This window comes from Campylobacter concisus, from assembly GCF_002913715.1.
GTDB classification, from domain to species: domain Bacteria; phylum Campylobacterota; class Campylobacteria; order Campylobacterales; family Campylobacteraceae; genus Campylobacter_A; species Campylobacter_A concisus_AG.
This window is the reverse complement of the sequence record NZ_PPCE01000009.1, coordinates 370,313-392,748: the sequence shown is the minus strand read 5'-3', so window position 1 is coordinate 392,748 and position 22,436 is coordinate 370,313. Positions and strand designations below refer to the sequence as shown.

General features: G+C 37.7%; 25 protein-coding genes. 15 read left to right on the top strand and 10 right to left on the bottom strand.

Annotated elements, in window-relative coordinates:
• The first annotated feature begins 26 nt into the window (after positions 1-26).
• Genes rpiB through ychF form a run of 6 tightly spaced genes read left to right on the top strand, consistent with a single transcriptional unit; the run spans position 27 to position 4,510 of the window.
• Positions 27-470: a ribose 5-phosphate isomerase B gene (gene rpiB / locus CYO92_RS05960; protein ID WP_103589041.1), complete on the top strand. Its 444-nt coding sequence runs from the start codon at positions 27-29 to the stop codon at positions 468-470.
• Positions 467-799, top strand: a complete 333-nt coding sequence (locus tag CYO92_RS05955; protein ID WP_002939538.1) for a hypothetical protein — start codon at positions 467-469, stop codon at positions 797-799. The genes rpiB and CYO92_RS05955 overlap by 4 nt, the downstream gene beginning before the upstream one ends.
• A gap of 20 nt (positions 800-819) precedes the next feature.
• The gene (gene apt / locus CYO92_RS05950; protein WP_002939787.1) at positions 820-1,368 is read left to right on the top strand and encodes an adenine phosphoribosyltransferase; all 549 of its coding nucleotides are present in this window, start codon (positions 820-822) and stop codon (positions 1,366-1,368) included.
• A gap of 1 nt (position 1,369) precedes the next feature.
• The gene (locus CYO92_RS05945; RefSeq protein WP_021083652.1) at positions 1,370-1,975 is read left to right on the top strand and encodes a DedA family protein; all 606 of its coding nucleotides are present in this window, start codon (positions 1,370-1,372) and stop codon (positions 1,973-1,975) included.
• Positions 1,956-3,407, top strand: a complete 1,452-nt coding sequence (locus tag CYO92_RS05940; RefSeq protein ID WP_103589040.1) for a leucyl aminopeptidase — start codon at positions 1,956-1,958, stop codon at positions 3,405-3,407. Before CYO92_RS05945 ends, CYO92_RS05940 begins: the two co-directional genes overlap by 20 nt.
• Positions 3,407-4,510, top strand: coding sequence for a redox-regulated ATPase YchF (gene ychF, locus CYO92_RS05935; RefSeq protein ID WP_103589039.1), 1,104 nt, complete (start codon positions 3,407-3,409; stop codon positions 4,508-4,510). The genes CYO92_RS05940 and ychF overlap by 1 nt, the downstream gene beginning before the upstream one ends.
• Before the next feature lie 423 nt (positions 4,511-4,933).
• On the opposite strand, the gene CYO92_RS05930 is transcribed toward ychF, so the two are convergent.
• The 6 genes from CYO92_RS05930 to mscL form a co-directional block, all read right to left on the bottom strand.
• Positions 4,934-5,728, bottom strand: coding sequence for a phosphatidylserine decarboxylase (locus CYO92_RS05930; RefSeq protein WP_103589038.1), 795 nt, complete (start codon positions 5,726-5,728; stop codon positions 4,934-4,936).
• Position 5,729: 1 nt separating this feature from the next.
• A complete protein-coding gene (locus CYO92_RS05925; RefSeq protein ID WP_103589037.1) occupies positions 5,730-6,842 on the bottom strand; it encodes a metallophosphoesterase in 1,113 nt (370 codons plus the stop codon).
• Positions 6,843-7,062: 220 nt separating this feature from the next.
• Complete coding sequence (locus tag CYO92_RS05920) at positions 7,063-8,430, bottom strand: multiheme c-type cytochrome (RefSeq protein ID WP_084040848.1); 1,368 nt, start codon at positions 8,428-8,430, stop codon at positions 7,063-7,065.
• 9 nt (positions 8,431-8,439) lie between these two features.
• Positions 8,440-9,012 (bottom strand): cytochrome c3 family protein, encoded by a 573-nt coding sequence (locus CYO92_RS05915; RefSeq protein ID WP_103589036.1) that lies wholly within the window; start codon positions 9,010-9,012, stop codon positions 8,440-8,442.
• A gap of 120 nt (positions 9,013-9,132) precedes the next feature.
• Positions 9,133-9,771 carry a Crp/Fnr family transcriptional regulator gene (locus CYO92_RS05910; RefSeq protein WP_084108542.1) on the bottom strand — a complete coding sequence of 213 codons (639 nt, stop codon included), beginning with the start codon at positions 9,769-9,771 and terminating at the stop codon, positions 9,133-9,135.
• A gap of 101 nt (positions 9,772-9,872) precedes the next feature.
• A complete protein-coding gene (gene mscL, locus CYO92_RS05905; protein WP_103579546.1) occupies positions 9,873-10,277 on the bottom strand; it encodes a large-conductance mechanosensitive channel protein MscL in 405 nt (134 codons plus the stop codon).
• Between the two features lie 145 nt (positions 10,278-10,422).
• Here mscL and gltX point away from each other — a divergent pair, with 145 nt between their 5' ends.
• The 3 genes from gltX to CYO92_RS05890 are packed head-to-tail and all read left to right on the top strand — an operon-like array spanning position 10,423 to position 13,635.
• The gene (gene gltX, locus CYO92_RS05900; protein WP_103589035.1) at positions 10,423-11,718 is read left to right on the top strand and encodes a glutamate--tRNA ligase; all 1,296 of its coding nucleotides are present in this window, start codon (positions 10,423-10,425) and stop codon (positions 11,716-11,718) included.
• Positions 11,719-11,726: 8 nt separating this feature from the next.
• Positions 11,727-12,020 (top strand): YggT family protein, encoded by a 294-nt coding sequence (locus CYO92_RS05895; RefSeq protein WP_103589034.1) that lies wholly within the window; start codon positions 11,727-11,729, stop codon positions 12,018-12,020.
• Entirely contained in the window at positions 11,998-13,635 is a 1,638-nt protein-coding gene (locus CYO92_RS05890; protein ID WP_103589033.1) for a lytic transglycosylase domain-containing protein, read from the top strand. Before CYO92_RS05895 ends, CYO92_RS05890 begins: the two co-directional genes overlap by 23 nt.
• On the opposite strand, the gene CYO92_RS05885 is transcribed toward CYO92_RS05890, so the two are convergent.
• Positions 13,556-14,035, bottom strand: a complete 480-nt coding sequence (locus CYO92_RS05885; RefSeq protein WP_103589032.1) for a hypothetical protein — start codon at positions 14,033-14,035, stop codon at positions 13,556-13,558. The genes CYO92_RS05890 and CYO92_RS05885 overlap by 80 nt on opposite strands.
• A gap of 121 nt (positions 14,036-14,156) precedes the next feature.
• Between CYO92_RS05885 and mobB the strand changes: the two genes are divergently transcribed.
• The 5 genes from mobB to CYO92_RS05860 are packed head-to-tail and all read left to right on the top strand — an operon-like array spanning position 14,157 to position 18,639.
• Positions 14,157-14,636 carry a molybdopterin-guanine dinucleotide biosynthesis protein B gene (gene mobB, locus CYO92_RS05880; RefSeq protein WP_084040860.1) on the top strand — a complete coding sequence of 160 codons (480 nt, stop codon included), beginning with the start codon at positions 14,157-14,159 and terminating at the stop codon, positions 14,634-14,636.
• Positions 14,636-15,499 (top strand): class 1 fructose-bisphosphatase, encoded by an 864-nt coding sequence (locus CYO92_RS05875; RefSeq protein WP_258030508.1) that lies wholly within the window; start codon positions 14,636-14,638, stop codon positions 15,497-15,499. The genes mobB and CYO92_RS05875 overlap by 1 nt, the downstream gene beginning before the upstream one ends.
• Entirely contained in the window at positions 15,499-15,717 is a 219-nt protein-coding gene (locus CYO92_RS05870) for a hypothetical protein (RefSeq protein WP_084040864.1), read from the top strand. Before CYO92_RS05875 ends, CYO92_RS05870 begins: the two co-directional genes overlap by 1 nt.
• A 15-nt stretch (positions 15,718-15,732) precedes the next feature.
• Complete coding sequence (metG, locus tag CYO92_RS05865) at positions 15,733-17,655, top strand: methionine--tRNA ligase (RefSeq protein WP_103589030.1); 1,923 nt, start codon at positions 15,733-15,735, stop codon at positions 17,653-17,655.
• Entirely contained in the window at positions 17,656-18,639 is a 984-nt protein-coding gene (locus tag CYO92_RS05860) for a ferrochelatase (RefSeq protein WP_103589029.1), read from the top strand.
• Here CYO92_RS05860 and ybeY read toward each other — a convergent pair.
• On the bottom strand, positions 18,628-19,074 hold the full coding sequence (ybeY, locus tag CYO92_RS05855) for an rRNA maturation RNase YbeY (protein WP_103560616.1): 447 nt from the start codon (positions 19,072-19,074) through the stop codon (positions 18,628-18,630). The two genes, CYO92_RS05860 and ybeY, sit on opposite strands and share 12 nt — an antisense overlap.
• 25 nt (positions 19,075-19,099) lie before the next feature.
• On the opposite strand from ybeY, the gene queC reads away from it, so the two are divergent.
• Positions 19,100-19,822 (top strand): 7-cyano-7-deazaguanine synthase QueC, encoded by a 723-nt coding sequence (gene queC, locus CYO92_RS05850; protein WP_258030509.1) that lies wholly within the window; start codon positions 19,100-19,102, stop codon positions 19,820-19,822.
• A gap of 286 nt (positions 19,823-20,108) precedes the next feature.
• On the opposite strand, the gene mrdA is transcribed toward queC, so the two are convergent.
• Together mrdA and CYO92_RS05840 are read right to left on the bottom strand one after the other, a co-directional pair.
• Complete coding sequence (gene mrdA / locus CYO92_RS05845; protein ID WP_103589027.1) at positions 20,109-21,947, bottom strand: penicillin-binding protein 2; 1,839 nt, start codon at positions 21,945-21,947, stop codon at positions 20,109-20,111.
• Positions 21,944-22,435, bottom strand: coding sequence for a hypothetical protein (locus CYO92_RS05840; RefSeq protein WP_103589124.1), 492 nt, complete (start codon positions 22,433-22,435; stop codon positions 21,944-21,946). Before CYO92_RS05840 ends, mrdA begins: the two co-directional genes overlap by 4 nt.
• Between the last annotated feature and the right edge of the window lies 1 nt (position 22,436).

Genomic DNA, 22,436 nt, shown 5'->3' with positions numbered 1-22,436 from the left:
TCAACAAAAAATTTAACGGACTTTTCATGAAGATAGACAAAGTTTTCTTAGCTAGCGATCACGCTGGTTTTGAGCTAAAAAACGAGCTTAAAGAGGCTATTAAAGGGCTTGGATACGAAGTAGTTGATCTTGGCACAAACGATAAAAATAGCGTTGATTACCCTGATTATGCGCATTTGCTAGCGAGCAAGCTTGAGCCTAACTGCTACGGCGTGCTAGTTTGTGGCACTGGCATAGGCATATCAATAGCTGCAAACAGGCATGAAAACGTAAGATGCGCCCTTTGTCACGACGAATTTACCGCTAGACTTGCCAGAGAGCACAACGACGCAAACGTAATCGCTTTTGGCGCAAGGGTTATTGGCGCAGGCGTGGCTATCTCGGCGGTTGAAGTCTTTTTAAAGACTGAGTTTGCAGGCGGCAGACACGAAAGAAGAGTCAAAAAAATAGAGCTTGAGGCAGGCAAATGATAGGCGAGTGGATCGTTTTTACCGCTCTTGTTTGTGCTGCGATCTACCTAACCGTCATGGTTTTTTACTTCAAAACGCTTCTAAAAAAAGAGCGTGCGACAAAAGATTTTATGAAAAATAACCTCCAAGACACCGAGGTCGTCATAAGAAAATTTCAGATCCAACTCCAAAGAAGTCTAGGCAACATCGACATCTTGACAGACGAGCTAAACAAAACTAAAAACGACGTGACCTCACTTCGCACAAGAAACTCCCAGTACCGCTTAGAAAACGATAAGCTAAGACAACGCATACGTGAGCTTGAAGGCAAGATCGAAGCGCTACTATAACCTCAAATTTAAGGAAATTTATGAAAATTTTAGATCAAAAAGGCAAAGAATTTTTACTAAACTCTATTCGCTGCATAAACGACTTTCCAAAGCCTGGCATAGTCTTTCGCGACATCACGACGCTACTAAACAACAAAGAGGCGTTTAACTTTTTGATAGATCATTTGGTGGCTAGATATGAGGACGCAAATATCGACTACATCGCTGGCATCGAGTCTCGTGGCTTTATCTTTGGCGCGGCGCTTGCAGCAAGACTAAGGCTACCTTTTGTGCCTATTCGCAAGCCAAAAAAACTGCCTTTTATCACGCTTTCTCAAAAGTATAGCCTAGAGTACGGCGTCGATGAAGTGCAAATTCACATCGATGCTTTTGGAGAAAAAGCGGGCGCTAGAGTGCTTTTGATGGACGATCTCATAGCTACTGGAGGCACTGCAAAGGCTTCAGTTGAGCTTATCAATCAAACTAACGCAACCTGCGTAGAAGCGTGCTTTCTCATAGATCTAGTCGATCTAAAAGGTAGCGAAAAGCTAAAGTCGCTTACTAAAATTTACAGCGTTTTAGAGGTTTAGAATGGAAGAGTTTTTTATAGAACTGCTTAAAGAGTACGGCTACATCATACTTTTTGTCTGGTGTATCATGGAGGGCGAGATGGCCTTAATAATGGCTGGAATTCTCGCTCACACCACGCACATGCACATCGCGCTTGCTATCTTTGTGGCTGGACTTGGAGGCTTTGTGGGTGATCAAATTTACTTCTACCTTGGCCGTTACAATAAAAAATACATCGCAAAAAGGCTTCACACGCAGCGGAGAAAATTTGCAGTGGCGCACATAATGCTGAAAAAATACGGCTGGCCGATCATCTTTTTGCAACGCTATATGTATGGCTTTCGTGTCATCATACCGCTTTGCATAGGACTTACCGGCTATGACGCTAAAAAATATGCCTTTATAAATTTAATCAGCGCTTGGTGCTGGGCGGCGATCACCACCATACCTGCTTGGATACTTGGCGAGCATATATTAGTGCTGCTTCAAAAAGCAAAAGAGCACTGGTATGTCGCTATCCCAGTGGTTGCTATATTTATGGGGCTTTTGATATATACATTTAAGCGCATCGAAAATAAAATTTTAAACGAAAGGAGAGATAGAAGACATGCAGTTTCAAATAGTTGATAAAAAATTAAAAGATATAAAAGCTGACATTGAACTAATTTTCGTAGTAGATAAGGACTTAAAACATAAATTTATAGGCGATAAAGAGGCTATTAAATTTAACAATTACAAAGGCGATAGCGTCCTTATTCTAAGCGAGGCAAAAAGGGCTTACGTGCCACTTTCTAAGCTTGATCTTGACGAGCTTAGAGTTGCAGCCGCTAAAGCTTATAACGCGCTAAAATCGCTAAACATTAAGAGCATAAAGCTAGCTTCTTACGTAGCGGAGTGTCAAAAACTAAGCTTTGAGGCACTAGCTGAGGGCTTTTTGCTTGGAAGTTATGAATTTAACAAATACAAAGAGAAAAAAGAGAAATACACCCTAAAAGAGATTATCTTTTCTACTGAAGAATTTGCTGGCAAAAAGGTCGATCTAAAGGTAGCAAATGAGGGTTTTAAAGAGGCAGAGATAATAGCAAATGCTACAAATTTCGCAAAAGATATCGTAAATGAAATTCCAGAAATTTACACACCACAAAAGATGGCCGAGGATGCGCAAAATTTAGCCAAAAATATCGCAAGCATAAAGTGCGAGGTCTATGACGAGAAATTTTTAGCAAAAGAGAATATGAACGCATTTTTGGCGGTAAATCGCGCAAGCGTGCATAAACCAAGGCTTATCCATCTAACCTACAAGCCTAAAAAGTCTAAAAAACGCATCATCTTTGTTGGCAAAGGGCTAACATACGATAGCGGTGGCCTTAGCTTAAAGCCGGCTGATTATATGCTAACGATGAAATCAGACAAAAGCGGCGCGGCAGCAGCACTTGGCATCATAAAAGGTGCAGCGGAGCTAAATTTACCATTTGAAATTCATGCCATTTTGGGTGCCACTGAAAATATGATCGGTGGCAACGCCTATAAGCCAGACGACGTGCTTATTTCAAGAAGTGGCGTTAGCATAGAGGTTAGAAATACCGACGCAGAAGGACGTTTGGTGCTGGCTGACTGCCTAAGCTATGCACAAGACTTTAAACCAGAGATCCTAATCGACATGGCGACCCTAACTGGCGCTTGCGTCGTGGGACTTGGCGAGTACACAACTGGCATCATGGGCAACAGCGAGAGCCTAAAAAGTGAGTTTAAAAACAAGATAAAAGATAGTGGCGAACTAGCGACTATGCTTGATTTTAACCCTTATCTTAGCGAGCTTATCAAAAGCCAGATCGCAGACGTTAGCAACTGCGCCTCAAGCAGATATGGCGGCGCGATCACGGCTGGCATGTTTTTGGCCAAATTTATCAAAGATGAGTATAAAGATAAGTGGCTACACCTTGATATCGCAGGTCCAGCGTACCGTGAAAAGGCTTGGGGATATAACCAAGCAGGTGCGAGTGGAGCTGGCGTTAGGATGAATTTATACTTTTTACAAGCACTTAGCAAGGAGAATTGATGGGACTTTCAGTTGGAATAGTAGGCCTACCAAATGTGGGCAAATCAACGACATTTAACGCACTTACAAAGGCGCAAAATGCCGAGAGCGCGAACTATCCGTTTTGCACTATCGAGCCAAACAAAGCCATCGTGCCAGTACCTGATAAGCGCCTAAATGAGCTTGCAAAGATAGTAAGTCCTAATAAAATTCAGTATTCAACCATCGAATTCGTAGATATCGCAGGCCTTGTAAAAGGGGCTAGCTCTGGCGAGGGACTTGGCAATAAATTTTTATCAAACATCAGAGAAACCGAGCTTATCTTACACATCGTTCGCTGCTTTGAGGATGAAAACATCACTCACGTCGAGGGCAGTGTCGATCCAGTAAGAGACATAGAGATCATCCAAACCGAGCTGATACTAGCTGACATCGAGCAGCTAAACAAAAAGATAGAAAAGCTCACAAGAGAGGCAAAAGCAAACGCAAAAGGCGCTAAAGAGGCGCTTGAGATAGCAAATTTGCTTCTGGCTCACTTAAATGAAGGCAAAAGTGCAAGTAGCTTTGAGCAAAGAGATAGCGAGGCGTTTTTGGCACTAAACAAAGAGTTAAGACTACTAAGTGCAAAAGAGGTAGTTTATGGCGCAAATGTCGATGAAGAGGGGCTTAGCGAAGATAATAAATTTGTAAAAGCGCTAAAAGAGTATGCAAAAGCCTCAGACCACGAGGTGATCAAGCTTTGCGCCAAGGTCGAAGAGGAGCTAATAGGTCTAAGCGATGAGGAGGCACACGAGTTTTTGGCATCTCTTGGCACGAGTGAGAGCGGCCTTGAGAAGATCATCAAAACGTCTTTTGCGAAGCTAAATTTGATAAGCTATTTCACAGCTGGTGTCGTAGAAGTAAGGGCTTGGACGATCACAAATGGCTGGAAAGCGCCAAAAGCAGCAAGCGTCATCCACAACGACTTTGAGAGGGGTTTTATCAGAGCTGAAGTGATAAGCTACGAGGACTACATCGCACATGGCGGCGAAAACGGAGCCAAAGAAGCTGGCAAGATGAGACTTGAGGGCAAAGAGTACATCGTGCAAGATGGCGACGTTATGCACTTTAGGTTTAATGTCTAAATTTAGCCCTTTTTGGGCTAAATAGCTAAAATTTTTCATAACAATATTTAAGCCTTGGGTTGTAAGACGATTTTAAACTTCCTTATTATAGTTAATAAAAATTCTTTTAAAAAATATACTAAGTTATCTTATGCCTTATTAATATCTTTATTGATACATAAGCTTCTCTATACAAGCAATGATGTAAATGCTATCAGCTCTGTGATATCAATATGGATTTTATGGGTAAGCCAATTAAATCTTAGGACAAAGTACTAAGTCGAGAGAAATTTCGATAGACAAAATAATGCATTCATTATCTTTTACAAACTTTTAAATCTATAATAATTTTTAAAGACTATATAAAACTTACAACCAAAGTCTAAGCAAATAGGACACCGGCCAAGTAGGGTATAAAAAATTTTACTTATATGCCTAGCATATTTATTTTATTATTCCGATAGTCTCAGCAAATTTAAGCTCTTTATTTTCAAAGAGATTGTATTCGATCGCATCTTTTTCGCTAAGTACCACGATAGTTGAGCCAAGCTCGAAATTCCCAAGGCGCTCGCCCTTTTTGATATGTAAATTTTCATACTCGTAAATTTGTGTAAAATTTGCCATCGCATTTGTCTGTATACGCTCATCAAAGCAAAATTTCATCTTTCCGACATTTAGCGCACCTACAAAAACAAGCCAAAGTTTTTTACCATTTTTCGTCTCACAAGATAGCGCTACGCGTTCGTTCTTTGTATAAAGGCTGTCTACTTTTGCAAGCCATTTTGCAGCCACGCTGTAAAGTTTACCCGGAATATATATGGCTTTTTTAATGGCAATATCGCAAGGTGCATGATAATGATGATAATCTTTTGGACTAAGATAGATATTTGCAAAGTCATATTCGCTCTCAAGCTCACTCTGCCCCAATAGTTCGCTTACACTATACTCCATGCCTTTTATGCTAAAGGCCTTTAGTTCCTTTGTGCTACCAAAGCTAAGACAAGTACCATCAACTGGGCTTACAAACATCTCATCTGCTGCATCAAAATCTCTTGGTTTTATGAGCCTTCTAGTAAAAAGCTCATTTAAATTTTTATATTCATTTGCTGGCTTAAACTCGCTCATATCTATCTTAAACAGCTTTATGTAAAAAGAATTTATGGCTTCTTGAAGTGGTTTGAAAAAGTTAATCTTTGCAACCTTTCCAAAAATTTGAGAAAACAGATTGTCTTTATTCATTTTATTCCTTACTTAAATTTAATATTGCAATCTCACTTGGAGCAAAAATTCTAACAGGAGGCCCCCAAAATCCAGCACCACTGCTAACATAAGCTTGTATTTTATCATTAATCTTATAAAGGCCATGTAAAAATCCCTGATCAAGTAAAACCAAAAGGCCAAAAGGGAAAATTTGACCAGCGTGTGTATGACCGCAAAGCACTAGATCAACATCTTGTTGCATTGATTTTATAAATTTTGGCTGATGAGAGAGCAAGATAGTAGGTAGCGATGGATCACGTCCTATCAATGCTTCATCCAAATTTGGCTCTAAATGTTTAAACCTAATGCCAGCCAAATCGTAAACGCCAGCTAGATTTATACTCGCAATTTTTTTGTTTTTATTACCTAAAATTTCTATGTCAAGAGAACTGATCTTTTCTAAAATACCATCTATCCCGTGATAATACTCATGATTGCCAGGGACATAGAAAGTCCCATAAGTACTTTTAAGGCTTTTTAATGGCTCTAGAAAATCTTCTATAAAAGCAGCATTTACATCAACTAAGTCGCCCACTATTACTACTATGTCAGGATTTGCCAAATTTATGTCATTGACGAGTTTTTTCATAAAGTCTTTCTGCAGAAATTCTCCTATATGTACGTCAGTTATCATAGCTATTTTTAAGTTGCTTTGTAAATTTTTTATTTTTATATCTATTTGCCTTATCTTTGGTGGCGTTAAAGCATTGAAAATACCTTTTAAAAAACAAGCAATTACAAAAATGACAAATGTCACATCAAAGCAAAATTTAATAAATTTTCGTCTTGTGGGATTAAAATAAGCTTTTGAACAAATAGATCTAACAACATCATAAAACAAACTAACACCAAATAAAAATAGAGAAAAACCAATGAGCGTTCCTGCTATCAGGTAGAGTTCTATATTTAAAAAAGAAAATCTTAGCTGAATAACAAATACAAACTCAAGCACACTAATAATATAGAAAAATATACGAATTTTTTTAAGATGCGGCGTGAAAAAAGATACCTTTTTGATAAAACGTTTGTATGAGTATAAATTTGCAAGAACACTAAAGATAAATGCCCCGATAATGATCCGAAAAAGTCCCAAAATATCTCCTTGAAAACAAAGATTATATTTTATATTTTTAAATTTACATTATAAATTTTATTAATTATTTAGAAGGATTTATGGTGCTAAGCCGTATGATTTTATAATTTAAATTTATAAAAATAATTGTTAAAAGGTATTTGCTTTAGGACAATAACTAAAAGATAAAATTTGGAATTTAAAAATAAAAAGGTGGGAAAGTTCCCACCTTTATAAAGAATTATTTAACTTTACCAGTCTCAATTCTTTGTTTATAGATCTCACGAAGTTTTCTAATGTCGTTCTTAACTTCAAATACTCCATGCCAGTGTGAATAGTCAGGACCACCCATTAGAGCGCCTTGTCTCATACGGCGACCTTCGTGGTGCCACATATGATAGTAAACATCTTGGAATTCATCTTCCCAAGCGTCTGCGAGTAGTAAGTTTTTAGCTTTCAACTCTTCAAGCATCTTAGTTGCTTCAGCATTGTAAACGTTATAAAGCTCTACTTGCTTATCACCCATAATGAAGAAGTTATCTGTATGAGTTGATGTATGGCAAGCTTTACAAACTAGCTTCATCTCAGCTCTTGCTGCTTCTGGTCCATTTGGATGACCTGCAAGTGGCGTTCCTATGGTTAGTTTGCCAGTTTTTTCGTAAACAACAGCAGCTTGTTCATCACCAGCTGTTCTTAGCTTACTGCTGACGCCCCATAGGTTCCATTTTAGTCTTCTTGAAACATTGTGAGTTGTTGTTGTTTCACCAACACCACTCATGTGGCAAGCTGCACAAGTTGGAGCTCTAAAGTCTGGTACATCCCATGTATCAGGAGCAGCATCAAAATTCCATTTGTGAGCTTCGCTATTATAGATATGTCCGTGCATTGAGTTGTTAAAGATCTCAATATCTGGGTGATCAGGTCCAAGGTGGCAAGATGCACAAGCAGCTGGTTTTCTAGCTTCAGCTATGCTAAATGTGTGTGCGCTGTGGCATGATTTACATCCGCCTACGCCACCATCAGGATAAACATTACCTATACCGTAGTTTGGCCAAGTCTCTTTTGTAGGTTTGTGATCAGCGTCTAGTTTGATGACGGTTCCGTGGCACTGTGTACAACCAGTAGCGTCTGGAGCCATTTTGTATTCTGGATGATCCATACCTTCATAGTGATACATTAGTTTTACCATCGCAGGGTTAGCATACATTTGCATAGCACCTCTTGCGTGACCACTCTTAACAAATTCTTCAACCTCATTCTCGTGGCACTTAGCACAAGTTTTTGGGCTAACTAGCATTGATACGTGGTTGTTAGAATCTTTTGGATGCACCTTAACTGAAGCCATAGGATTATCTGCATTTACAGAGTGGCAATCCATACAACTTACGCCAACGTGAGCGTGGCGACTATTTTTCCAATCGGCAACTATGCCGGGTGTCTCTTTAGCGTGGCACTCAACACAGCTTTTTGATAAGTCTGACATTTTGTGAGCAACTTTAATGTTTTTTACAACATTAAGGTTTAAAGCATCAGATTTATTTGCATCCATGTTTGCGGCAAAGCCAAAAGACATTAGACAGGCTAATAACATTAGCGACTTTTTAAACATCTCTCCTCCTTACTTGGTTTTATTGTTTTCTTGTTTTTTAATTGCTTCAAATTTATCGATTTGTAGTCCTAAATTCTTGTGACCAACGTGCTCGTGGCAGTCAACACATGATTTTTTATTAGGATTTCCAAGAACGAAATAATCTCTATGTGGCAAGAATGATTTACCAGCTTGAATAACATTTTTCAAATTTGAGTGGCAAGTCAAACATCCACTATCATAGACAAAGTGAGATGCATGCTCGCGTTTTTTGCGCCAGTCGATCTTGTTCGTATCTGTAAAAAATGTCTTATAACCATCATTTATCGATACTTTAAGTTTTGTAAGTACATAGGTATAGGCACTTGTATGATTTAGGTGACAGGCTGAACATTCAGCTTTTATGCCAAGCTTGTTATTGCCGCCGTGTACATCTTCATGATATGCAGCATTCATAGGATCCATAGTGTGGCAAATGGTACAGATGTAGCCGCTACCAGTTGCATGAAGTGCATCTGCTATACCCATAGATGCTATAAGTCCAATCACGATACCAATTATCACAGATGACCAAACAAAAAATCTCTTCTTAACTTCAGCCAAAACTTCCTCCTGAATTTATCAATATATCGTAAATTTTTACGAAAATTTTAAGTGAATACTATCAAAAAATATATAAATTTTTTCTTTAAGTAAATAAAAATATTTATTTGATATTAACTTTCAATAAGAATAAATTTCTTGCAGTCCACCTACATCTTTTTCTAAAATTTGGTTCTTTTCATCAAGTTTAACTAAACCATTTGTTTTAAATTTATTTAAAATTCTCGAAAAAGTTTCTGGAGTCATATTAAGTATTGATGAAATTTTTGTATGTTTTAGCTCGTTAAATAAATCTTCATGGTCTAAAATAAACCTAGCCACTTTTTCTTCTGAGCTTAAAATTAACTCTTGATGAAGTAGATTTGTTGTGATTCTTATCTTTTCAGACATTGATTTTAAAAATTTCATACAAATTTCTGGTTTTATTAAAAATTCAGCCGCAAATTTTTCATAATTTATCTTTAATACCTCGCCAGATATGGTAAAAATGGCACTAGCTGGGTAGACAATATTTTCAAAATTTACGACTTCAGCTACAAAATTCATAGGTGCTAACTGATGAATAAAAATTTCTTTTCCGTTTGCCGTGGTTTTATAAAGCTTAACAGAGCCGCTTATCAAAAATATTAACCATTTTGGCTCCTCGCCTTCTATAAATAAAAATTCACCCTTTTTATACTTTTTTACGACACTTATGGCTTCAAGTTTGGCTAAATCTTCTTCGTTTAAGCCTTGAAAAAACGGGATTTTTTCTATCATATTTTCACTCGCCTCTTTAAAATAAAAAACATTTTAGCATATAAAAATAAGATAAATTTTAATAGATTTTCAAAGGGAATTCTCCCTTTGAATTTATGAAATTATTTTTTAAGTAGATCTCTAATCTCAGTTAAAAGTGTAATGTCAGCTGGAGTTTCAGGCTCTGCTGGAGCTGGCTCCTCTTTTGGTAATTTATTTTTAAGTGTATTTAAAGCTTTGATAACGCAGAAAATACAAAATGCAATTATTAAAAAATCAACCATTGTCTGTATAAATGAGCCATAATTTATCGTAACAGCAGGTACGCCATCTACTGCTTCTTTTAATGTAAGTTTAAGATCAGTGAAATTTACACCGCCAGTTAAAACGCCAACAACTGGCATGATAACATCACCAACTAGTGATGAAACGATCTTTCCAAACGCGCCACCTATAACAACACCAACAGCCATATCTATGACATTTCCGCGCATCGCAAATTCTTTAAATTCGCTTATAAAACTCATTGTTTCTCCTAAAAATGTTAAATTTTTGTTCGGATTTTATTCAAGAAATGCTTTGCTTCGGCTAAAAAAATCAAATTACATAACTTTAAATTTATCAAGCTGGTGTTATAATCCAAACTCAAAATTTAACGTAAGGAATGAGCTTATGTATCGTTTTGCACCCTCTCCAACAGGAGATATGCACATAGGAAATTTACGTGCCGCTATTTTTAATTATATTTGTTCTTTGCAAGATAAAAGTGGCTTTATTTTACGCATAGAAGATACTGACAAAGAGCGAAATATCGAGGGAAAAGAGAAAGATATCTTAGAAATTTTGAGCAAATTTGGCATAAAACCAAAGCAAATTTACATCCAAAGTGAAAATTTAAAATTCCACAGACAGCTTGCATCAAAGCTTCTCATCGATAAAAAGGCATTTGCTTGCTTTTGCACCGAAGAAGAGCTCGAAGCAAAAAAACAAAAAGCAAAAGAGCAAGGCGTGGCATATAGATATGACGGCACCTGCGAGAGACTAAGCGACGCTGAAGTTTTAAACTGCGAGAAGCCATTTGTCATCCGCATGAAAAAGCCAACACGCACTATGAGCTTTACAGATACGATCAAGGGCGAGCTAAGCTTCGAGCCAGACGCTGTTGATAGCTTTGTCATCATGAGAGCAGACAAAACACCAACTTACAACTTCGCCTGCGCAGTCGATGATATGCTTGAGGGCGTGACCTTTGTCATACGTGGCGAGGACCACGTGAGCAATACACCAAAGCAAGACCTCATACGCGAGGGTCTTGGCTACACCGGCAAGATGAATTACGCGCATTTGCCTATCCTTTTAAATATTGAAGGTAAAAAAATGAGCAAGCGCGAGAACGAATCAAGCGTAAAATGGCTCTTTGAGCAGGGATTTTTACCAGAGGCGATCGCAAACTATCTGATACTTCTTGGCAACAAAACTCCAACTGAAATTTTTACGATAGAAGATGCAGTAAAGTGGTTTGATATAACCAAAATTTCACGCTCACCTGCTAGATTTGACGTGAAAAAACTTGAGCAGATAAATAGAGAGCACATCAAGCTTGCCTCAAAAGAGCGTATAAAAGAGATCTTTGGCGTGGATGAGAGCAAGGTTGAGCTAGTTAAATTTTACACACAAGAAAGCTCTCTAGTACCTGAGATAAAGGCAAAAGTAGAAGCTATATATTCACCAAAAATAGCTCCAGATGAGTATAAAAATGAATTTGAAATCATCAAAAAAGCAGCTTGTAATTTAAAACCGTGCGAAACATTTGATGAGTTTAAAAAAGAGCTTATGAGTGCTACAAATTTAAAAGGTAAAAACTTTTTCATGCCGCTACGTGCGCTGCTTACAAACGACCTTCACGGCCCTGAGCTTAGTGAGCTCTATCCACTCATCAAAGATGATCTAGCAAAAATTTTAATCTAGGAGCAAAAATGATACTTTCCACCCTATTTTCAGCGGTCGCAAACATTTTACACCTTATTATCACGGTCTATACGTGGATCGTCATAGCAGCGGCTCTCATTAGCTGGGTCAGACCTGATCCTAGCTCACCGGTCGTGCAGCTGCTTTATAGGCTAACTGAGCCGGTTTATAGCTTTATTAGACGCTATATAAAAACAAATTTTAGTGGTATTGACTTTACTCCGCTTATCGTACTTTTAGCGCTTCAATTTTTAGATCAATTTTTAATAAGGCTTTTGTTTGGTTTTGCTGCGTCACTTTAGTATTCTCTCTCTTGCCTGTGTTGCTCTTTTAGCTAAAATTTATACCTACGAAGAGCTAAAAAATGAGCCAAAAAGCCTAGCAAAAGACTACTACATCAACCGCCTTATCAACGAGGGTAGTTACACAAAAGAGCAGATCGCAGATCTTTCGCGTGATGTATTTAGAAAAGCAGGCCTTGTTCAAAAATCAATCGATAAAATTTTACCGCCGAAAGCAGCTCCTAGCAAATGTCCTGGTATAAATGCAAAAAATATCACTCAGGCAAATCTAACCTGCCAAAATTTGCTAACATCTATTGCTTTTAGTTTAAAGCTTGACAATCATACTCGTGAAATTTTAGCGACCAATCTTGCAAAGACAAATCCAGAAAAATCAAAAATTTTGCTCGCACTAAATGAGGCAAATCCGGCTCAAGCATTTGTAAAACTAAACGATACAAAGAGTTTTTTAGAGCTGTTTAACGCCTCTAGCCCGCAAAATAAAAGTACACTTTTTAGCGAAAGCTTTGATGCAAATTTCATGACCAAGCTCTACTCGCAAAAGGGCTTCACAAATTTATTAAACGATATTGTTTTTAATAAAAAATATGAAGGTTTTAGAAGAAATTTACTAAGTATTGATCCAGCTGTCACTGAAAAAAGTGATGCTTTTACACTTGGATTAAATGCGATTCTACTAGAACAAGACGATATCGCTTTTAGTCTTTTTGTAAGAGCCAAGGGTACATTTGAAAGGGCGTGGCAAAGGGATAATGCGACCTTTTGGCAGTACCAGATAAGTAAAAACGAAAGCTTTTTAAAAGAGCTAAGTGCCAGCAAGGATGCAAATATCTACTCGCTTTACGCAAGAGATTTGATCGGTGGCGAACCACTCGAGGTCATCGTACCAAAACCTAGCAAGCAAAATATCGAAAATTTTGACGTGAGCGATCCGTTTTTATGGAACAAAACTGCAGCCCTTGCAAAGGATATGAATGCCACGCAAGCAAGCGAATTTGCGAAGAAATTTTATACAAACGAAAGTATCGGTGCCTATGCATTTTTCATGCAAAAGGCGCATGGCTGGGAGAAACAATACTTCTTGATGCCAAGTTCTCCTGAGCTTGAGGGCATCAGCAACGAGAGAAAATCGATGATCTACGCCCTAGCTAGACAAGAGAGTCTCTTTATCCCAAGCGTAGTTTCTACTTCATACGCCCTTGGCATGATGCAGTTTATGCCATTTCTCGCAAATGCGATCGGTAAAAAAGAGTTAAAAATCCCAAATTTTGACCAGGATGATCTTTTTAAAACAGATATTGCATTTAAATTTGCAAACCATCACCTAAACTATCTTAATAAATTTCTCTATCATCCGCTCTTTACCGCATACGCGTACAACGGCGGTATTGGCTTTACCAAAAAGCTTATCACAAGAGATGATATGTTTAAAGAGGGAAAATTTGAGCCATTTTTGTCGATCGAGCTTGTCCCAGTCGGAGAAACTAGAAACTACGGCAAAAAGGTGCTTGCCAACTACGTGATCTATATGGCGCTTACTGGTTCCAATATAAAGATTTCGCAACTTTTCGAAAATTTAACAAAACCTGCTTTGACTGATAAATTTCGAAACTAAGCGCTAGATCATCGCTTTGCTTACTTGGTGCGGTCACTTCGTAATAGAGCGCCCAAGGCATAGAAAATCCAGCAAATTTAAGCATCTCGTCGTTTTCATCAAGCAGCCTTGCGCTTGTGGCATTTGAGTCGTTATTTACCTTGATATTATTTAGCTCACTAGCGTGCTCTTTTGGATTTATGGCCACCAAAAAGTGCTCTTTGCTTACATCTAAATTTGAGTTATAAATAGGATTTAGATAGGTAGCGATGATGAGCGTCCTGTCAGCACCATCAATAATCTCACTTTTGCTCGTGTAAGCTAGAAGCTCATTTTTTAACGGCTCATGCACGATTACTTTTTCACCAGCACAGCCAAATATCATCAAAATGAATACAAAAAACGATATAAATTTACTCATAAAAACTCTTAAATTTCTAAAATTTCTGCCATTTTAGCATTTTAATTTTTAAATTTCACTCATAAATTTTAAAGCCAACATAAGTTATAATCGCGAGAAATTTTAACAAAAAAAGGTTCTTATGAAAAGACTTGCTATTGCTTTTTCTGGCCCTTCAAATAGCGGGAAAACGACTCTTATTTTAAAGGTAGCAAAAAAATTTATAGATGATGGTTTGAAAGTCGCGATAGTAAAACACGACCCGGGCGACAAGGCTAAATTTGATGTTGAAGGCAAGGATAGCTTTAAATTTTCACAAACTGGAGCAGATGTGGTGGTAATGAGTCCAACTAGAACAACTTATTTTTCACAAAATCCACAAGAAATTAGCGATGTCATTAAAATGCTAGGTGAGTTTGACATGCTCTTAGTCGAGGGTTTAAAGACGCTTCCACTACCAAGATTAAGTGTTTTTAAAGATGAGATAGATGAAAAATATCTTAGCTTTTCAGATGCGATCGCAACATACAAAAAACAAATTCCTTACGAGATAAAAAATATAAATTTAGACGATATAGACGCCATTTGTGCGTGGATAATCAAAAATGCAAAGGCTGTATAATGCAAGAATTAAACCAAATTTTTAACACCATAAAAGAGATCGCAAAAGAGATAAGCGAAGTGATAAAATACGCCGATCTTGGCTACACAACTCACGAAAATGCAACCGGCGACACACAGCTAAAGCTTGATGTCAAAAGCGACGAGATCATCACGGCTAAATTTAAGGAGCTTGCCTGCGTAAAAGCACTAATTAGCGAAGAAAAAGAGGACGAGCTTGAGATAAACAAAAATGCTAAATTTATAATCGCTTACGATCCACTTGATGGCTCAAGCCTAGTTGATGTAAATTTTGCTGTTGGCTCGATTTTTGGCATCTACGAAAACGAGGTAAAACCAGAAAATTTAATAGCCGCAGCTTACAGCATATATGGCCCAAGACTTGAGCTGGTAATTGCTGAGAAAAAGGGCGCCTTGCCTAAATTTTATAGACTTGGCAAAGATGGCGAGTTTAAATTTGTAAAAGAGCTTAAGCTAAAAGAAAAAGGCAAGCTAAACGCCACTGGAGCCACGCAAAAGGGCTGGAGCCAAACGCATAGAAATTTTATAAACGAGCTATTTAACGAGGGTTACAGACTAAGATACTCAGGTGCGATGGTGAGCGATTTGCATCAAATTTTGCTAAAAGGTGGCGGCCTTTTTAGCTATCCAGCAACGAGCGATCATCCAAATGGCAAGCTAAGAGTGGTCTTTGAAGTGTTGCCATTTGCCTTCATATATGAAAACGCAAAGGGCGCAACGACAAACGGCAAAAACCAAACACTTTTTGATATAAAAATAGAAAAAATTCACCAAACAACGCCATGCTTTTTTGGCTCACGTGATGAAATTTCTCTTTTGCATAAATTTTACGAGCAAAAATAATGCAAGAAACACAAGCAAACGAGCCACTTGACGCATTTGAGCTAGCCTTAAAGCAAAAAGCAAAAATTTTGCAAGAGTGCCAAAGCCAAAAAGGGCAAAAAAGCTGCTTTAACTGCGAAGTATTTTTTGACTGCGAGACAAGAAAAGAGTACGTAAATAGCTGCTATAACTCGATGTCAAAAGGCAATACTGGCAGCGATGGCGGATTTGATTTTTAAAATAAAAGGAAAAATATGAAAGAAAAAGCTTATATAACGACTCCAATATACTATGTAAACGACGTGCCACACATCGGTCACGCCTACACGACTATAATCGCTGATACGCTTGCTAGATTTAACCGCTTGCAAGGCAAAGAGACCTACTTTATGACTGGCACAGATGAGCATGGTCAAAAGATCGAACAAGCAGCTCGCGCAAGAGGTAAGACACCAAAAGAGTATGCTGATGAGATCAGTGCGAAATTTAGATCACTTTGGGATGAGTTTGAGATAAGCTATGATCATTTTATAAGAACAACCGACGAAGAGCACAAACAAACCGTGCAAAATGTCTTTGAAAAGATGCAAGCAAATGGCGACATTTATAAAGGCGAATATGAGGGATTTTACTGCGTTAGCTGCGAGACATTTTTTAATCAAAGAGATCTACTAGAAGACAATCACTGTCCAGACTGCGGCCGAGTGACGTCTTTAGTCAAAGAAGAGAGCTACTTTTTCAAGCTTTCAAAATATGAAGACGCGCTTTTAAAATGGTACGAAAACGATGAGCTTTGCGTCATCCCAAAAGGTAAGAAAAACGAGGTCGTAAGCTTTGTAAAAGGTGGACTAAAAGATCTTTCGGTAACCAGAACGAGCTTTGACTGGGGCATAAAGCTACCAAAGAGCGCAAACGATGAAAAGCACGTTATGTATGTCTGGCTTGACGCGCTTATAAACTACCTAACAACACTAGGATATTCAAGAGATGACGCTAGAATGGACTTTTGGCCATATACGACGCACATCGTTGGCAAAGATATCTTGCGCTTTCACGCAGTTTACTGGCCGGCATTTTTGATGAGTCTTGGTTTACCACTACCAAAACACGTAGCAGCGCATGGCTGGTGGACCATAAATGGCGAAAAGATGAGCAAAAGTAAGGGTAATGTTATAAACCCAAGAGAGGTTGCAAACGCTTATGGACTTGAAAATTTCAGATACTTTTTGCTTAGAGAAGTGCCGTTTGGACAAGATGGCGACTATAGCCAAAAGGCTTTGATCGAGCGCATAAACTCGGAACTTGGCAACGGTCTTGGTAACTTACTAAGCCGCATTGTTGGCATGAGTGCAAAGTATAGCGACTATAAAATCGACTCAAAAGATGTACTCAAATTTCACAAAGCTGAGCTTGATGAGGCAAAAGGCTACCTTGATGAGGCTATAAAAAATTTAGAAAATTTAGCTACAAACCGCTATTTAGAGGATCTTTGGAAGGTCGTAACACTTGCAAATGCAGCCGTTGCGAAGTATGAGCCATGGTCGCTTATCAAAGCTGGCAAAACTGACGAGGCAAACGCTCTTGTGTCACTTTGTGCAAATTTAGTTGCAAAAGTAGCGATACTACTTAGTCCAGCTATGCCTAAAACTTGTACTAAGATAGCTGACACGCTTGGCTTTAGCATAGATACGGCTTCTTATGAAAGTCTTGTCTTAAAAAATGAAATTTCAAATTTTGTAGCAAAAGCTACCGAGCCGCTATTTCCAAGGATAGAAAAAGAGCTAATGAGCGAGGCAAATGAGCCAAAGGTTGAGGCAAAAGCTGAGCCAAAAGAGGAGAAAAAAGAGGACGAAATCATTAGCATTGATGACTTTGCAAAGGTGGTGATAAAAATAGGTGAAGTGCTAGAGTGCGAGAGAGTTGAAGGTAGCGAGAAGCTGCTTAAATTTAAGATAGATCTTGGCGAGGAGCAGCCACGTCAAATTCTTTCTGGAATCGCCAAATACTACGAGCCTAGCTCGCTTGTGGGCAAACAAGTTTGCGTTTTAGCAAATTTAAAAGAGCGAACGATGATGAAAAAATATGTCTCTCAAGGCATGATCCTAAGCGCATCTGATGGCTCGCTAACGCTTCTTGGTACGCAAGGCAAAGTTAAAAACGGTGCGATCGTTGGCTAAATGACAATAGAAAATTTAACTCGTCTAATAAATGCCGAGGCTCTAAATGCACCGACAATCACTAGCGTAAGCGAGTTTGTTTTCGAGCTAAAGCATGTAAGACGTGGCTTTGCCTATATTTGCTTAAACGCAAACGATAGCGACATAGAAACAGCGATTAAACAAGGCGCATACGCCATAATTAGCGAAGATAATGTGCCAATTATCGACAAAGAGATCGCCTTTTTAAAAGTTAGTAGCTTACAAACTGCCATGATAAAACTCATGAGATTTGAGGCTACTCACAAAGATTTAAAATTTTGCGCCGTAAATCCTTTTATAAATGACTTTTTAGAAAAATCAAAACTTGGCTCTAACGCACACGTCATGTCAAAAAATATCACTGAGCTTTTTAATCAAATTTTTCATGCAAAGGTCTTTGATATCTTTTTTGGCGATGATACAAGAACACTTCAGCGAATATCGCCTCTTTTTGAGACCATTTACACAGATACTACTATGCACGAGATAAATCCGAGCTCGATCTTTTTTACAAACACAGTCTTTAAACAAACATACTATCAAAACTTAAACATACCACGAGTTTTTGCTGGGATGTTTTATGGACTTTTAAAATTTCTTGATAGCAATAAAATTTCATTTAAGCCTTACGAAGGTAGGATTCACGGGCATTTTGATCCGATTTTTATAGACAAAAATTTTCTTCCTACTAGTTTTGGAAATAGCTTTAGAGCCATAATTACTGAAAGCGATGAAGATTTATTCATAAGCCAAAGTATATTTTTAAATAAAAAATTTAGCCCTGATGAGATAAAAATTTGCTTACCAGAAGGCTCGTTATTAAAAGTACAAAATGCAATCTACTTTCAAAATTTAAGTGAGATAAAAAAGCTTAAAAATTTTATCTATATATTGATTTTATGCCAAAAAGAGGAGCTTTTAGAAGAGCTTCACAAAACATCTGAAGAAAATCTACTCTTTTAAGTTTTTATTATTTATAAGATCAATTAGCCTAACGTCCTCGCTTCTTACGATTAGACTTTTAGGTAGCTCAAATTTCTTGATAACCTCGCACTCTTTTTCTCTCATTTCGCCATCATCTTTTTCATGATCAAATCCCAAGATATGAAGCAATCCATGTGTAAAAAGTAGCGCGGTTTCGGCCTCTTCACTATGATTTAGCTCTGCAGCTTTCTCTTTTACCATATCTTTGTTTATAACGATTGAGCCAAGTGGGGCGTGAATGACAAGCTCAAGCGGAAAGCTTAAAACATCTGTCGTTTTATCAATGCCTCGCTCAGTTTTATTTAGTTCTCTCATCTCTTCTTTATCAACAAAAACTAGCTCGATTTCTCCTTGTGTCAAATATTCACAAATTTCATCTAAAATTTTTGGATAGCTCTCTTCGCAAAGTATCATTTTAGGCTCTTTCCTTAGTAACTTTTTGTATAATTCTAGCAAAAATAAAAGGCAAAATATGAAAAAAGCAGTTTGTATAATGAGCGGCGGTATGGATAGTACGCTTTGTGCTGTAATGGCAAAAAGGGCTGGATATGATATCGTAGCGCTTCATTTTGACTATGGCCAAAGGACGATGAAACGTGAAAAACGTGCATTTAACGAAATTTGCGAAAGACTAGGCATTACAAAAAAGATGAGTTTGGATGTTAGTTTTATTGCCCAAATAGGCGGAAATTCTTTGACTGATGAAAGCTTGCAAATAAGAAAAGATGGAGTAGAAAAAGATGTACCAAATACTTACGTGCCTTTTCGAAATGGTATTTTTATCTCGGTCGCTGCCGCACTTGCTGAAAAAGAAAATGCACAAGCTATCTATATCGGTGTCGTAGAAGAAGATAGTTCAGGCTATCCTGACTGCAAAGAAAGCTTCATAAAAAGCATAAACGAGGCTATAAATTTAGGCACATCGCCTAGTTTTTCGTGCGAGATAATTACTCCACTTGTAAATTTAAGCAAGGCTGACATCGTAGCAAAATCTCTTGAGCTTGGCTCGCCGCTAGAGCTTACTTGGAGCTGCTACGATAGTGAGGACGAGGCATGCGGACTTTGCGATAGCTGCAGGCTAAGGCTAAATGGCTTTAAAAAGGCAAATGCCACTGATAAAATCTCATATAAAAATCAAAATTTTCCTTATGAGCTTCTATAAAATAGCAAAGAGATATCTTACTTTGCTACGTTTTTATATATTTAAATATTTTGGAAATTGATATTTTTCCTAATCAACACATTTTGTTAAGCAAGGGCATTTAACAAATTTAAAGATATATCAACGCTTAGGTTCTTGCTAGCTACCAAAAACATAAATTCTCAGTCAAGTTTGCCAAAATTTAATAAAGAGGATTAAAAAGTAGTTGATAAATTTAGCCAAAATACACTAAGCACAAGGTAAAAATTTCTAAGTAAGTGGTCACTGCCAAGACTTTTTAGTGATCTTATTTTTTCTTATTGTCTTGTTTTTTATTTTGATCACTTTGGATTTTTTCTAAATTTATATATCCCATTTCAACGAGTTTATTATAAATTTGAGCGATTTTTGGTCCAGCCGCGCTTCCGCCATGACCACCATGCTCGATAACCATTGTGATGACATATTGCGGATCTTCATAAGGCGCATATGTAGTCATCCACGCATGAGATCTTTGCAAATACGCCATATCTTCTTCTTTCATACGCTTCTTTTCGGTTTGAGAAATTCCAACGACCTGAGCAGTACCGGTCTTTGCAGCAACTTTAACTAGGCTTCCAATAAAATGCCTATTTGCCGTGCCTCTTGGATGATTTGCCACTTCATACATTGCATGCCTAATGGCTGGTAGCTGTGACTTTTCAAACGGCGTAAAAGCATCATCTGTTGGTGTAAAATCAACATCCTTGCCATCAATGCTCTTTAAAAAATGTGGAGTCACGTTTAGCCCGGTTGCAAGGCCTGCTGTATATTTTGCTACTTGCATAGGCGTGACTAAGAAATTTCCCTGTCCGATAGAAGTGATAAGGGTCTCGCCTTGAAACCACGCTTTACCATACTTCCTCATCTTCCACTCTCTACTTGGCAAAGTTCCTACAAACTCATTTGGCAAATCAACCTCTGTTTTTCTACCAAATCCCATACGCTCAAGTATCGGTACAATAGCATCTATGCCGATCTTTTGACTACCTTTATAAAAATAATCATCACAGCTCTCTCTAATTGCCGTATTCATATTAACATTTCCATGTCCGTGAGAGTTCCAGCAGCGAAATTTACGTCCTCCAAGCTCATACGAGCCACTACAAAAAAAGCTATCGTATTTACTCATGCCATTATCCAAAAACGCAAGTGCCATACCCATTTTTACGACAGATCCTGGCGGATAAAGGCCGTTTATTAGCTTGTTTGTAAAAGGATGATCGACGTTTTTTACAAGCTCTTCCCATTCAGGCTGAGAAATTCCAAGCACAAATGGATTCAGATCATACTCTGGAAAGCTACCAGCAGCGATGATAGCGCCGTCTTTTAAACTCATAACGATAACGCTTCCTGCATCCTTACCAAAGACATCAGCCACGAACTGCTGAAGCTCGAGATCGACTGCAAGCTTGATATTTTGACTTTGTGGTGCTTGATAGCTTATCTGTTCGATCTCTTCATTTAAGGCATTTACCTTTATCTTTTTAAATCCCTGAATTCCTTGTAAGATCGGATTATAAAACCGCTCCACACCACTTCTTCCAATGTAATTTGTAAGCTTTGTCAAAGGATCATTATCCATATCTTTTTGATTTGCCCTGCCGACATAGCCGATGATGTGAGAAGCTAGATCGTTATATGGATAGTGGCGTTTTGAAGCGGGTCTTATCTCTAAATTTTCACGCAAAGAAAGCGATGCAAAAAATGGCAAAAATTTATCATAATCAATAAATTCAACCACATTTATAAAATCTTGGTTATAAGCTGAGTCATTTTTTATGTATTCATTTTTAAGCTTTGTGACATTTAGATCGCTAAATAGTGAGCCAATGTAAGCTAGCTCATCATCTAAAATTTTTAGCTTTTTATTAGCACTTAAGTGAGGTCTAATGGATACTGAAAAGCCAAGACGATTAACAGCCATTGGCTTATCATGTGCGTCAAAAATAATGCCCCTAACTGGCGGAATATAAATAGTCTTTATCGCGTTTTGCTCCGCGATCTCGTTGTAGTAAGTATTTGAGTTTATGCTTAGGTGATAAATTCGTCCCAAAAGTATAATCCAAAAAAGAGCGATCACACTAAAGACGATGCGCATCCTCATAGCACTTTATCCCTAAAAAGAACGATAGCAAGGATACTTTCAAATGCTATAAAAAATAGATATTCAGTCGAAAATGCTAAATTCTGCTCATTTAAAACGTAAGCAAATAGATTATTTACAAGAAAGGTTAAAGCGTATCCAGCTGCTACAAAGATGATAAGTAGGCAATTTCGCCACTTCATCGTGGTATAGAGCCAGTCTAGAATAAAATTATAAAAAAGCAAAAATGCAATAATCGTTGAAAAAAGATGAAATCCATGGATTTGCTCAGCAAATATTATAAAAATTATCGCAAAGTACCAATTGTGCTTAAACTCGTCGTATTGCTTTTGTTTTCTTGAATACTCCAAAATCATATAAGTAAAAAAAATACCAATGAGTGGTGGCAAAAAGCCAAATTGCGTAGTTGCGATCTCGTATGAGAATAAAAAAACAGCCCACCAAAATTCTTTAAAAATTTTAACATCTAAGCTACTTATGGTTTGCATT